The organism is [Mycobacterium] manitobense (assembly GCF_025821665.1).
Lineage (GTDB): Bacteria > Actinomycetota > Actinomycetes > Mycobacteriales > Mycobacteriaceae > Mycobacterium > Mycobacterium arseniciresistens.
Genome location: NZ_JACKSJ010000223.1, coordinates 24,241 through 37,112 on the forward strand (window position 1 = coordinate 24,241; position 12,872 = coordinate 37,112).

Here is a 12,872-nt window from a genome sequence, read left to right on the forward strand (position 1 = left end):
TCACCGATCGAGGGGCAGTCTATTACAACGGATTCCGGCGGCGCACATCCGCAGCGCGCGCCGCGGTGGCCGGGCGTGTCCGCTGGGCAGGCGCGGCGCTGGGCGGTCCGCGCCCCGGAGCGGCCGGCCGCGGCGATCTCTCCGCCTACGGGGCGCCGGGCCATTCCGCGGAGCAAACGACCATGCCCGCCGTCATCAGCACCGTTCGTGGATCTGGGCCAACTTCGCCTCGCCCCGCGAAGGGCGGTGGCCCGGATCGTGGCGGCGGCACCCGCCGACGGTGATCCGGATGTAGTCGCCGGCCCCGTCCATGGTGAGTTCCACCGGCCGGTCCAGCCGGGTCAGGGCCGCGGCGATCGGCTCGCCGAACCGCAGCAGGGTGTCGTCGTCGGCGGGGATGATCGTGACCTCGAATGACGTCACCCGTTCGGGTGTCGCGCGGCCGGGCCCGTCTTCCCCGTGCACCGAGTGGGTGTCGACGAGCCGGACCACCTCGGTCCACACCTGCTGGGTGACGTCATCCGGGACCACACCCGTCGAGACGTAGGTGTTCGGGCTTCGATGCGATTCGGCCGGTGGGTTGCGCAGCGTCCAGTCGGCGCCGGCAAGTCCAGGATGCTTGCGCTGCAGCTCGACCGCCGCCCTGGTGTCCACCGGTTGGCGCAGGTAGATGTCCACGCCGTAGCCGAGCCCCGGGATGTTGGACCCGGGCTGCATCGACACTTCTTCGACAGCCGCGGCCGCCATCCCGTCGAAGAACAGCGCCACCGGCGAATCGGTGTCTTCGGGCGGCTCGCCTTCGCCGCTGAGCGGGCGGAGCGTCAGGTCACCCTTGACGGCGACCATGCTCAGCTGGACGTAGTGGACGTCGAACCCCACACCTTCGGATTCGGCGACGAAGGTCCGGGCGACGCGCTGGGCCTGATCCACGGTGGCGTCCGGGGCGAGCTCGACGGTGAGGTCGAAGTTCTCGCCGTGGGTGAAGGTCTTCCGGTAGTCGTTGTCGACCGCGGCCACCCCGGGCAACGGGCGGATCGCGTCTGCGATTCGCTGCGCCGCCGAACTCTCGTCGGACGTCACGCAGCCTGCGAGGGCCGCCGCCAGGCCGGCCGCGGCGGTCAGACGAAGAAGTTGTCGTTGGCGATGAACCACTCGCGCCGTTCCTCGTCGGTCAGCTCTCCCAGTTGGGCCAGCCCCTCGAAGTAGTGCTCGCGCGGCGCACCCGGGGCGAACAGCATGAGGATCGACGCCGGTTCGTCGGCCTCGTTGCGGAAGCCGTGGATGCCGCCGGGCGGTACGTAGAGGAAGTCGTTGCGCGTCCCGTCCAGCCAGTCGGTGCCGTCGTAGAGCTTGATGCTGCCGGACAGGACGAAGAACGCCTCGGACATGGCCCGGTGGTAGTGCGGTCCCGGCCCGCCGCCCTTCGGCGCGATCTCGACGCGGTACAGCCCGTAGTCGCCGCCGGTGGCCTGCTGGTTGGCGAGGTAGTGGTACTGGACGAGGCCGAAGGAGTCGTAGTCCGGCGGCTCGTCGCCCCGTTTGAGCCACGCACTGACCTCGGGCTCGTCTTCGGTGTATCGGGGCGGGGGATAGGGCGGCACGACCAGCGACACGTGGTCGAGCGTATCCCGCCCGATTCGGGATCAGACCGGGAAGATCACGCCGGTCTTCTCCTGCGACACCGACCAGAGCCGCTGCTGTGCCGCGACGTCGTGCGACCGGTCGCTCGAGGACACCACCTTCGGGAAGCCGCGCAGCTCGGCGAACCCTCCGGGACCGAAGTACTGGCCACCGAGTGCGCCGGGGTCGGTCGCCGCGCGCAGCGTCGGCAGTGCGCCCATCGCGGTGCTCTGTTCCAGCGGGCGGAAGAGGAGCTGCACCACGCGCGGCGAATACCGCGCCAGTTCGGAGCTCGACCCTCCGGGATGGGCGGCAAGGGCGGTGGTGGCGGTGCCGGTGAGGCGGCGCTGCAGTTCGTAGGTGAAGAGCAGATTGGCCAGCTTCGACTGTCCGTAGGCGCCGATCCTGGAGTAACCGCGCTCGGACCCCAGGTCGTCGAAGTGGATGCGGCCGAAGCGGTGGCCGATGCTGCTCACCGTCACCACCCGCGATCCCGGCGATTCGAGCAGCCGGTCGAGGAGCAGCCCGGTGAAGGCGAAGTGGCCGAGGTGATTCGTGCCGAACTGCAGCTCGAACCCGTCGCCGGTGGTGGCCTTCGGCGTCATCATCACGCCCGCGTTGTTGACGAGGAGGTCGATCCGGTCGAGACCGGCCCGCAGCGCCTCGGCCGCGTCGCGCACCGACTCCAGTGAGGTGAGGTCGAGTTCCTGCACCGACACGTCGGCTCCGCGGTTTCGGGCGGCGATCAGGTCGGCGGCGGCCTTGCCCTTGTCGAGGTTGCGCACGGCGAGCACGACGCGTGCCCCGCGGGCGGCGAGGGCGGCGGCGGTCTCGTAGCCGAGGCCGGTGTTGGCGCCGGTGATGACGGCGGTGCGCCCGGTCTGGTCGGGGATGTCGGCGGTGCTCCAGCGGGACATGGGTCCTCCTCGTTAGAATGAATTCGGAACGTGCGCTCCGGTTCCTCCGACTATACGGAACGCGCGCTCCGTTTTGTCAACCGGAAGGACCGATTGTGGTGACCGAGACGTCACGGCCGTTGCGCGCGGACGCCGCCCGCAACCGTGCGCGGGTTCTCGCCGTCGCCTACGAGACGTTCGCGGCCGAGGGCGTCGCGGTGCCGATCGACGAGATCGCCCGCCGCGCCGGCGTCGGCCCGGGCACCGTCTACCGGCACTTCCCGACCAAGGAGGCGCTGTTCCAGGCGGTCATCGAGGACCGGGTGCGCAGCATCGTGGCCGCCGCCGAGACCCTGCTCGCCGACGATCCGGGGTCGGCGCTCTTCGAGTTCCTGCGCGAGATGGTGCGGACGGCCGCCGTCGACCACGGGATGGCCGACGCGCTGGCGAGCTACGGCGTCGACATCGACCAGGCCGCACCCGGCGCCGAAGCCGCGTTCGTCAAGGTGCTCACCGATCTGCTGGCGGCCGGTCAGCGCGCGGGCACCGTTCGGGCCGACATCGGTCCGGCCGAAGTGAAGGCCCTCCTGATGGTGTGCAAGTCCACCCAGGACCACGGCGCCGGTATCGCCGACCGGGTGGTGGCGGTCATCGTCGACGGCCTCCGCGCGAGCTGAACTACCTTGCACTCGCCCTGGTCGAGTGCTAGAAATGCAGTTGGCACTCGCGACCAGTGAGTGCTAGGTCGGGACGGTGAGACACGGGTCCGCGTATGCGGAGCACACCCGAGTCGTCCGTCGCGGGCACTGGGCCCGGCCACAAAGACGTGCAAATCCCTTGTTCGGAGGAATCACTTCGCAATGGCCAAGACAATTGCGTATGACGAAGAGGCCCGTCGCGGCCTCGAGCGGGGCCTCAATGCCCTCGCCGACGCGGTAAAGGTGACGCTGGGCCCCAAGGGCCGCAACGTCGTCCTGGAGAAGAAGTGGGGCGCCCCCACGATCACCAACGATGGTGTGTCCATCGCCAAGGAGATCGAGCTGGAGGACCCGTACGAGAAGATCGGCGCTGAGCTGGTCAAAGAGGTCGCCAAGAAGACCGACGACGTCGCAGGCGACGGCACCACCACCGCCACCGTGCTGGCCCAGGCGCTCGTGCGCGAGGGTCTGCGCAACGTCGCGGCCGGCGCCAACCCGCTCGGTCTGAAGCGTGGCATCGAGAAGGCCGTCGAGAAGGTCACCGAGACGCTGCTTAAGTCGGCCAAGGAGGTCGAGACTAAGGAGCAGATCGCTGCCACCGCGGGCATCTCCGCCGGCGACCAGTCCATCGGCGACCTGATCGCCGAGGCCATGGACAAGGTCGGCAACGAGGGTGTCATCACCGTCGAGGAGTCCAACACCTTCGGCCTGCAGCTCGAGCTCACCGAGGGCATGCGCTTCGACAAGGGCTACATCTCGGGTTACTTCGTGACCGACGCCGAGCGCCAGGAAGCCGTCCTGGAGGATCCCTACATCCTGCTGGTCAGCTCCAAGGTGTCGACCGTCAAGGATCTGCTTCCGCTGCTGGAGAAGGTCATCCAGGCCGGCAAGCCGCTGCTGATCATCGCCGAGGACGTCGAGGGTGAAGCCCTGTCGACCCTGGTGGTCAACAAGATCCGTGGCACCTTCAAGTCCGTCGCCGTGAAGGCGCCGGGCTTCGGTGATCGCCGCAAGGCGATGCTGCAGGACATCGCGATCCTCACCGGCGGCCAGGTCGTCAGCGAAGAGGTCGGTCTGTCGCTCGAGACCGCCGACATCACGCTGCTGGGCCAGGCCCGCAAGGTCGTCGTCACCAAGGACGAGACCACGGTCATCGAGGGTGCCGGCGATGCCGACGCGATCCAGGGCCGGGTGGCCCAGATCCGCGCCGAGATCGAGAACAGCGACTCCGACTACGACCGCGAGAAGCTGCAGGAGCGCCTGGCCAAGCTGGCCGGCGGTGTTGCGGTGATCAAGGCCGGAGCTGCCACCGAGGTGGAGCTCAAGGAGCGCAAGCACCGCATCGAGGACGCCGTCCGCAACGCGAAGGCCGCCGTCGAAGAGGGCATCGTCGCCGGTGGTGGCGTGGCTCTGCTGCAGTCTGCTCCGTCGCTCGATGAGCTGTCGCTCACCGGTGACGAGGCGACCGGCGCGAACATCGTTCGCGTCGCGCTGTCGGCCCCGCTGAAGCAGATCGCGTTCAACGGCGGGCTCGAGCCCGGCGTCGTCGCCGAGAAGGTCACCAACTCGCCTGCCGGGACCGGCCTCAACGCCGCCACCGGTGAGTACGAGGACCTGCTCAAGGCCGGCGTGGCGGACCCGGTGAAGGTCACCCGCTCGGCGCTGCAGAACGCGGCGTCCATCGCGGCGCTGTTCCTCACCACCGAGGCCGTCGTCGCCGACAAGCCGGAGAAGTCGGCCGCACCCGCGGGCGACCCGACCGGTGGCATGGGCGGCATGGACTTCTGAGTCCTGCTCAACCAGAACAACACGGGAAGGCCCGGCCTGCTTGCAGGCCGGGCTTTTTCGTGCACGCTCGACGGGCGCCCGGCGGCGCAGGCGGGATCGTTCGCCGAGCCTGGCCGATCGAACCTTTCGCGGCTCGCCCGCATGCGAATTCCTTCGTGCGGTAGGACGCCTGGCGCGAAAGATCAAGATCGTGAGTCATCGTGCGGGAGTGGAGCAGCCGCGTGCCGAGCGTCGTTCGCACACCACGCGCGAACGTAGGCCTACCAATTCGTCAATGAATTGCGTAGCGTCGTTCCGTGTTGTTGCTGTCGAGGACGCACGCAAACATGCGTCCGGCCCTGCCCGGTTCTCCGACCACCTCTGTGCACCGCTGCGCGACTGCGGGGTTGAGGAACCGATGACGAGTTCGCTCGGGGCGGCGCTGGCCGACACTCTGAGGCACAGCCCGAACGATCTGGTGGTCCTCGACGATGGCGACTGGGTTCGGCACCCCTGGCCCGAGGTCTTCGTCAGGGCGGAGAACGTAGCGGAGCGGTTGCTGGACGACGGCGTGGGCGCGGTCGGCCTGGTCGGCGAGCCCACCGCCGAGTTCATCGCCTCGATCGTCGGCGCCTTCGTCGCCGGCGCCGCGGTGTCGATCCTGCCGGGACCCGTGCGCGGCGCCGACTCCGGACAGTGGGCGCTCTCGACGGTCGACCGTCTCAAGAACATTGGTGTGCAGCGCATCCTGAGCAACGGCAGCTACCTGGAGCGACTCGGGTCGATCGTCGAGCCGCAGATGCTCAACGATGTCGCCGCCGTCGCACACCCCCGGCGTTCCAGCACGTTCACCGCTCCCGCGGCATCCGTCGACGTCGCAATCCTGCAGGGCACTGCGGGATCCACCGGATCTCCGCGCACGGTGCGACTGTCGCCCGACGCCGTGTTGGCGAACCTGCAGGGGCTGAATGCCCGCATCGGCGTAGACGCCGCCGACGTCGGATGTTCGTGGCTGCCCCTGTACCACGACATGGGGCTGAGCTTCCTGATGTCCGGCGCGCTGGCGGGCACCGAACTGTGGCAGGCGCCCACCGCGGCGTTCCAGGCGTCGCCGTTCCGGTGGCTGAACTGGCTCAGCGAGGGCGGCGCGAGTATCACAGCCGCGCCGAACATGGCGTACGGCATGATCGGCAAGTACTCCCGGCGCGTCACCGGAATCGATTTGAGCCGGCTGCGATTCGCCCTCAACGGCGGCGAGCCGGTGGACTTCGAACTCACGCAGCGCTTCGCGACGGAGATGGCCCGGTTCGGTTTCGACGCCGGCGCCCTTGCGCCGTCCTACGGTCTGGCGGAGGCGACGTGTGCGGTCACGGTGCCCGTGCCGGGACGCGGTTTGATGGTCGACGAGACGGTGGTGCAGACGGACACCGGCGCCACCCCGCGCAGGCACACCGTGCTGGGCGAGGCGATCGAGGGCATGGAGGTGCGGATCGAACCGCGCGACGACGTGAGCGCCGACGGCTCGGACCGTGAGGTGGGAGAGGTCCTGATCCGGGGCACGTCGATGATGTCGGGATACGTCGGCGAGACGGCCCACGGTCCCGGCGACTGGTTCCGCACAGGCGATCTGGGCTACTTCGTCGACGGCGGACTCGTGGTGTGCGGACGGGCCAAGGAACTGATCACCGTCGCGGGCCGAAACATCTTCCCGGCCGAGGTCGAAGGAGTCGCCGCACAGGTGAACGGCGTGCGCGAGGGCGCCGTGGTGGCGGTCGGCGTCGGGGAACGGTCGATCCGGCCCGGACTCGCGATCGTCGCGGAGTTCCGCGGGCCCAACGAGGACGACGCGCGAACCCAGGTCATCCAGCAGGTCGCGTCGGAATGCGGTGTGGTGCCATCGGATGTGACCTTCGTCCGGCCCGGCACGCTGCCGCGCACGTCCTCGGGCAAGTTGAAGCGGCTGGAAGTCAAGCGCAGCATCGTCGGCGCCGCGGACTGACAGGCGCTGCACAAGGGAAGGTCCCATTCTTGGGGCGAACTCGGCTACTGTCTGTCCCGACATCGGAGTTCCCAAGTGCGCTTGCCGCAGAAGGTCTGGGCTGCAGAGTGTTTCGACGGTCATTCACTGCCGGCCTTGCCTTTGCCGGTGCGGGCGCCATCACCTGGTCGGCGGTCGTTTCGCTGCCGGGCGAGGAGGCCGTTGCGAAGGCGCCGCGCGTCGTCGTCGCCGGGCCGCAGTCGGTGGCGCTGACCGGTTATGCCGAGACCCTGGTGGCCGGCGCGGTGGCGGCACTCGAGCAGAGTGTCGATGGACTGGCCAACGACTTCCCGGCCATCTGGGCGCAGGTGAATGCGCAGTGGCCTGATGCGGAGCTGTTGCACTGGAACTACGCCCTGGTGGCGGACTCGTTCCTGGCGCCCGTGGCGCCGTTGGTGATCGGACCGCTCAACGACGCGGTCGCCGAGGTGCTCGCCGACGCGTTCCCCGACCACGCCGAGGCGCTCGGGCAGCTGCCGGGACTGGTGGAGTACACCACCGTGCGTCTGGTCGGTCCGCTGCTGAGTGCGATCGGCGCCGCCGGCATCGCGCACGAGGGGATCTACTACCCGACGACGACGGGTGACGTGGCGGGGTTCTTCGAGGGGATCGCCGCCGCACCCGGCCATGTCATCGACGGGCTGTTGTTCGGCGGGTACGGCGATCTGAGTCCGCTGTTGACCGGCGAGGTCGGCGGCACGCCGATCCCGGCACCCGGTCTGCTCACCCCGTGGGGTCAGGAGCCACCGGAGCGGGACGTGCAATGGGGATTGGCGCCCGAAGCCGCTGACGTGCCCGAGGTCACCGAGGAGCTGCTGGGCGCCGAGCTACCGGAAGGCGTCGAGGTGCCGGAAGGCGTCGAGGTGCCGGAAGGCGCCGAGGAGAATCCGAACCCGTTGGGCGGCTCCGAGATGCGATTCGACTGGAAGCGGCCGTCGATCGAGACGTCGGTCGAGTCGTCGGAGACCGAAGAGGCGGCAGCCGAGACCGTCGATGCGGACGTCGACGACGAGGCGAACGCGCCGTCGGAGGCGCCGAAGCCGCGGGCGTCGCTCCGTCAGGGCATCAAGGACATCAGGACCGGTGTGCGGGAGAGCATCAAACGCGCTGTGCACGGGAGTCGTTCGGCCGAGAAGGACGACACGTCGGGCGACGAGGCGGGCGAGCCGAAGGCAGACCGGGCCGAAGAGCGTGCAGAGAAGCGCGCTGAGAAGTCGGAGAAGCGCGATGAGAAGTCGGACGAGAAGTCGTCGGAAGACGCCACCGGCTGACCTGGCCGGCTCGCCTCACTCGCCGGACAACGGCACGCAGTCGTCACCGCATCCGGTGGCCGTCGCCGCAGTGCCGGCTGGCTTGCTGCGGTGCAGCACTGCGCCGTTGGGTGTGATGGTCAGAGTGTCGCCGGAAAGGTCGGCCTGCCCGTCAACGATCAAGGTGTAGCCGCCGGCGTCCCGCGGCGGGTAGGCCAGGGTGACGGTGGTGTGCCGCGTTGCGTTGTCACCGGTGCGACGACCGACTCCGGTGATGGAGAGGACGCCGCCGGCCAGTGACGGTTCGACCGCGACGGTGTGTGCTCGGTAGTCGTCGCCGACGGTGACCAGGTAGGCGTAGGAGTAGTCGGCCAGCGCACCTGACAGTTCGGCGATGTCCACCTTGACACTCATGCCCCGACAATACGGCGACCGGTGCTGACCCAGTGCTCAGAAGGGTGGGGGTGTGTTGCGTTCGGCGACGTGGTCGTCGTTGAGTTTGCGTTCGGCGGCGATGCGTTGAGCCCGGTTCTGGGCGCGGGTGCGTCGGCGGGTGGGCATCTTGACGCCGCGGAATGCGTTGTCCAGCAATGCCTGTGGTGGTGGCGGCGGTAGGTTGCCGGTGGGTCGGCACAGGGTGGGGAAGATCAGGGCGCTGCCGGGGCGGGTGGTGTAGGTGTGGCCGGTGGGTGCGGTCCACACGATGGTGCCATCGGGGTATTGCACGTCGGTCCACCCCGATGGCCCGCACCAAAACGTTTTCAGCAGGTGATGAAACCTGCACAGGCACTTGAGGTTCGAGGCGTGGGTGGGTCCGGCGGGGTAGGGGATGGTGTGGTCGATGTCGGCGCGGTCGGCGGGTTGGTCGCAGCCGGGGAAGCGGCAGGTCAGGTCGCGGCACCGGATGTAGTCCGCGAGCGCACGTGAGGGGGTGTAGCGGGGTTCGGGTGCGGCGTCGCCGGGGTGGCGCACGGTGCGGCGGCGGGCTTTGCCGGTGGTCTCGGCCAGCAGCGCAGTGGGCAGTATCCCGGCGCCCAGCACGAACGCCATCGGCCGCCGGCACTGTGACTTGCGGGTCGGGGTAGCCGCCGGGGCGGGTTCGGGCGCCGGATCGGTGTCGGTGTCGGTGTCGTCGGATGCCGTTCCGGGGTCGGGGGTTTCGCCGTGAGGTGGTCGGCACTCGGCATAGGTAGCGCCGTCAGCCTCGCCCGCCTCAGTGTCTGCGGTCTCGTCAGCGTCAGCCCCGGCCTGGCCGTCACTTTCGTCTGCGTTGGTGATGACGTAGACGATGGTGTTGGGGGCGGGGGTGGGGGTGTCGCTGGTGGCGGGGCAGTCGGTCTCGCCGCAGGCGCAGGCCAATACCGAAACGCCGGCGCCGAGGGCGCCGAGGGCGTCGGCGCGTCGCTCGCTCAGGGTGGGGGGGTCGTCGTCGCAGACGGCGCGGGCCATCTCGTCGAGGCGGTGTGCCAGGCCGGCGGCGTCGCCGGCGTAGAGCCGGGCGCAGACCGAGGCCATGCCGGGCTCTTCGCCGTCGGTGCTGGTGATGACGTCGCGGCGACGCATGGCGGTGCGGATGCGGCGCACGGCCCCGGTGTCGTGCAGTTCGACGACGGCGTCGATGGCGGCTTCGGTTTTCTTGGCTGATTGTGGTCCGAAGCGGTGGGCCTGGGCGGCCAGTTCGGTGTCGACTTTGGCCATGACGTCGGGGTCGGTGATCAGGTTGGTGCGCGATACCAGGGTGCGGACCAGCAGTTCGGTGATCTGGCCGTCGGCGAACAAGGCGGCGACCTGGGGGAGGCGGTCGCGCAGGGCGACGGCGCGGTGGGTTTGGAACAGGGCCAGGCCGCTGCTGATGTTCTGGGCGGCGCCGATCTCGGCCCCGACGGCTGCGTCGGGGTCGACCCACCAGGTGTTGCGGTCCTGGGCGGTGTCGCAGCCGGTGCGGCGGGTGAACAGTTCGGCCATGGCGGCGTGTTTGCGTGCGCAGGCGGCGGCATCGATGCGTGCCCAGCCGGTGATCGCGTCGCAGACCGCGGCATCGGCTGACTCGGGCAGCGCGTCCATCTCCGGCGGTAACGCTTCGAACATGTGTGCGAGTCTACCGAGGTGGTCCGACAAGCAATCGACACAGCGGGGATGGTCTCGGACACCGCTGACGTTGTCGACTGTCATGACCACGATGCGTGCGATCGGCTCATTCGCCGGCGGCCCCGTCGACGACCCGAGGACCTTGCAGGACGTCACCGTCGACATCCCGGAACTTCGCCCCCGCGACATCCTGGTCCGCATACTCGCGGTGTCCGTCAACCCGGCCGACGTCAAACAGCGCGCCGTCGTCCCGGAGTCGGCCACGCCCACCATCCTCGGCTACGACGCGGCAGGCATCGTCGAATCCGTTGGGCCGCAGGTGAAAACACTCGCGGTCGGTGACGAGGTCTGGTACGCCGGCGACCTCACCAGACCGGGGACCAACGCAGAGTTCCAGGCCGTCGACGAACGGATCGTCTCTCGCAAGCCGACCAGTCTGTCCTTCGGCGACGCGGCCGCCCTGCCGCTGACCACCATCACCGCATGGGAGTCACTGTTCGACCGCTTCGGCCTGACGAAGGAGTCGACCGGTGACCTCCTGGTACTCGGTGCGGCAGGTGGCGTCGGCTCGATCATGATCCAGCTCGCCAAGGCGCTGACCGGTGTGCGGGTGATCGGCACCGCCAGCCGTGACGAATCCCGGGAGTGGGCGACGAGCATGGGCGCCGATGTGGTGGTCAATCACCACAATCTGCGCGAGGAGACGCTCGCCGTCGCCCCTGACGGCGTCGACTTCCTGTTCTCGCCGCACTCGGCAGGCAACATCGACACCTACGCCGACATCGTGAAGCCGTTCGGGCACATCACCGCCATCGACGAGCCGCCCGGCCTGGATCTTCTCGCGCTGAAGAAGAAGAGCATCGCGTGGCACTGGGAGCTGATGTTCACCCGCGCGATGTACGAGACGCCGGACATGATCGAGCAGCAGCGCCTGCTCGCCGCCACCGCCGACCTCGTCGACCGGGGCGTCCTGCGCACCACCGTCACCAAGACCATCGACGACTTCTCGTCGACCGGATTGAAGGAAGCCCACCGCGACGTCGAATCGGGCCGGGTCACCGGCAAGATCGTCATCACCCGCTGAGAGTTAGGTTGAAACCCATGCCACTACCGCAGCCGTCACCGACCACCACCGCGGTCGTCACCGGAGCATCGTCGGGGATCGGGGCCGACCTGGCCCGCGAACTCGCCGCGCGCGGACACGGCGTCACGCTGGTCGCACGTCGCGAAGACCGCCTGCGCGAGCTGGCCGCCGAACTCGGCGACCGCGTGCGGGTCGAGGTGATCGCCTGTGACGTCGCCGATCCCGACGCGCGTGCGGCACTGTTCGACGAGATCGAGCGACGCGGCCTGACGGTGGATGTACTGGTCAACAACGCGGGGATCGGCACCATCGGCCCGGTCGCCGAGTCGAGCGTCGCCGACGAGATCGCCCAGGTTCGCGTCAACGTCGAGGCCGTCATCGACCTCACCACCCGCGCGGTGCAGCAGATGGTGCCGCGCGGCCGGGGCGCGATCCTCAACGTCGGTTCGACGGCGGGGTTTCAGCCGTTCCCGGGCCAGGCCGGCTACGCGGGCACGAAGGCCTTCGTGAAGACCTATACCGACGGCCTGCGTGGCGAGCTGGCCGGCACCGGCGTCACCGTCGCGGCCCTGCATCCTGGCCCGGTGCGCACCGGGTTCCTCCAAGCCGCGGGCGTCGACGAGCGCGAATTCGCCAACGCGTTCCCGAAGTTCATGTGGATGCCGTCACGGGCCGTAGCGAAGAAGGGCATCGAGGCCCTCGAAGGCGGCGGCGGCAGCGTGATCCCCGGCCTGCCGAGCCAGATCAGCACCCGGCTGTTCCAGCTGCTGCCGCACCGCGTGCTGCTGCCCCTGGTCGCCAAACAGCATCCCGGGCTGAAGAATTCACGCCGCTGACAGCGGCCAGGGTCGCATCCAGCCCTCCACCGGCAGCGCAAGGCCGTTGCACAGCGTGCACACCATGCGGTACCAGCCGACGGCGATCAGCAGCTCCATCCGTTGTTCGTCGTCGAGCTCACCGCCCAGTGCGTCCCAGGTGTCCGACGTCCATGACCCGGTGCGTTCCAGCTCGTCGATCGCGTCGATCAGGATACGTTCGGCCGCAGTCCAATTCGCGGGTGCGCCGGTGACCAACGCGTCGCACTCCTCGTCGCTCACCGAGGCCAGCGGCCCCCAGAACGCAGCCTGGCCGCCCCACTCGTAGGCGCATCCGACGAGTGCGCAGATGCGCAGGATCGCGATGGTGCGCACCCGGGCGGGGAGGCGGGCGGCGACGTACAGCGACTCGCCCATCTTGCGTAGCCGGTGTGCCAGCTTCGGGTGGCGCTGCAGGCAACGCACCAGCAGCAGTGGTTCGTAGGTGCGGTCCGGGTGGCCCCAGCTGTGGATCTCGGCGGCGTCGGCCTCGCTCCACGGCGGCGCGAGCGGCTGGACGCGACTCATGCGACGGGCGCCGGCCGTCGGCCCCGGACCAGCCGCCCGGGCCGGGCCG

At 69.2% G+C, this 12,872-nt stretch carries 12 protein-coding genes; 6 read left to right on the top strand and 6 right to left on the bottom strand.

Annotated elements, in window-relative coordinates:
* Positions 1-195 precede the first annotated feature (195 nt).
* Genes H7I41_RS24400 through H7I41_RS24410 form a run of 3 tightly spaced genes read right to left on the bottom strand, consistent with a single transcriptional unit; the run spans position 196 to position 2,537 of the window.
* Entirely contained in the window at positions 196-1,080 is an 885-nt protein-coding gene (locus H7I41_RS24400) for a hypothetical protein (protein ID WP_264015200.1), read from the bottom strand.
* A gap of 38 nt (positions 1,081-1,118) precedes the next feature.
* On the bottom strand, positions 1,119-1,613 hold the full coding sequence (locus tag H7I41_RS24405; protein WP_264015201.1) for a cupin domain-containing protein: 495 nt from the start codon (positions 1,611-1,613) through the stop codon (positions 1,119-1,121).
* Positions 1,614-1,643: 30 nt separating this feature from the next.
* Entirely contained in the window at positions 1,644-2,537 is an 894-nt protein-coding gene (locus tag H7I41_RS24410) for an SDR family NAD(P)-dependent oxidoreductase (RefSeq protein ID WP_264015202.1), read from the bottom strand.
* A 98-nt stretch (positions 2,538-2,635) separates the two neighbouring features.
* Here H7I41_RS24410 and H7I41_RS24415 point away from each other — a divergent pair, with 98 nt between their 5' ends.
* The 4 genes from H7I41_RS24415 to H7I41_RS24430 all read left to right on the top strand — a co-directional run bounded on the left by H7I41_RS24415 (position 2,636) and on the right by H7I41_RS24430 (position 8,290).
* On the top strand, positions 2,636-3,193 hold the full coding sequence (locus H7I41_RS24415) for a TetR/AcrR family transcriptional regulator (RefSeq protein ID WP_264015203.1): 558 nt from the start codon (positions 2,636-2,638) through the stop codon (positions 3,191-3,193).
* A gap of 183 nt (positions 3,194-3,376) precedes the next feature.
* On the top strand, positions 3,377-5,002 hold the full coding sequence (gene groL / locus H7I41_RS24420) for a chaperonin GroEL (RefSeq protein WP_264015204.1): 1,626 nt from the start codon (positions 3,377-3,379) through the stop codon (positions 5,000-5,002).
* A 397-nt stretch (positions 5,003-5,399) separates the two neighbouring features.
* Complete coding sequence (gene mbtM / locus H7I41_RS24425) at positions 5,400-6,980, top strand: long-chain-fatty acid--ACP ligase MbtM (protein WP_264015205.1); 1,581 nt, start codon at positions 5,400-5,402, stop codon at positions 6,978-6,980.
* A gap of 107 nt (positions 6,981-7,087) precedes the next feature.
* Positions 7,088-8,290, top strand: coding sequence for a hypothetical protein (locus H7I41_RS24430; RefSeq protein WP_264015206.1), 1,203 nt, complete (start codon positions 7,088-7,090; stop codon positions 8,288-8,290).
* A gap of 15 nt (positions 8,291-8,305) precedes the next feature.
* Here the strand turns inward: H7I41_RS24430 and H7I41_RS24435 are convergent, their stop codons facing one another.
* Positions 8,306-8,683: a pyridoxamine 5'-phosphate oxidase family protein gene (locus H7I41_RS24435; protein ID WP_264015207.1), complete on the bottom strand. Its 378-nt coding sequence runs from the start codon at positions 8,681-8,683 to the stop codon at positions 8,306-8,308.
* Between the two features lie 36 nt (positions 8,684-8,719).
* Positions 8,720-10,357, bottom strand: a complete 1,638-nt coding sequence (locus tag H7I41_RS24440; RefSeq protein WP_264015208.1) for an HNH endonuclease signature motif containing protein — start codon at positions 10,355-10,357, stop codon at positions 8,720-8,722.
* Between the two features lie 82 nt (positions 10,358-10,439).
* Between H7I41_RS24440 and H7I41_RS24445 the strand changes: the two genes are divergently transcribed.
* Both H7I41_RS24445 and H7I41_RS24450 read left to right on the top strand, forming a co-directional pair.
* Positions 10,440-11,441: a zinc-binding alcohol dehydrogenase family protein gene (locus H7I41_RS24445; RefSeq protein WP_264015209.1), complete on the top strand. Its 1,002-nt coding sequence runs from the start codon at positions 10,440-10,442 to the stop codon at positions 11,439-11,441.
* Between the two features lie 17 nt (positions 11,442-11,458).
* Entirely contained in the window at positions 11,459-12,277 is an 819-nt protein-coding gene (locus H7I41_RS24450; RefSeq protein ID WP_264015210.1) for an SDR family NAD(P)-dependent oxidoreductase, read from the top strand.
* On the opposite strand, the gene H7I41_RS24455 is transcribed toward H7I41_RS24450, so the two are convergent.
* A partial coding sequence (locus tag H7I41_RS24455; RefSeq protein WP_264015211.1) for a carboxymuconolactone decarboxylase family protein occupies positions 12,266-12,872 on the bottom strand: 607 nt, incomplete at its 5' end. The two genes, H7I41_RS24450 and H7I41_RS24455, sit on opposite strands and share 12 nt — an antisense overlap.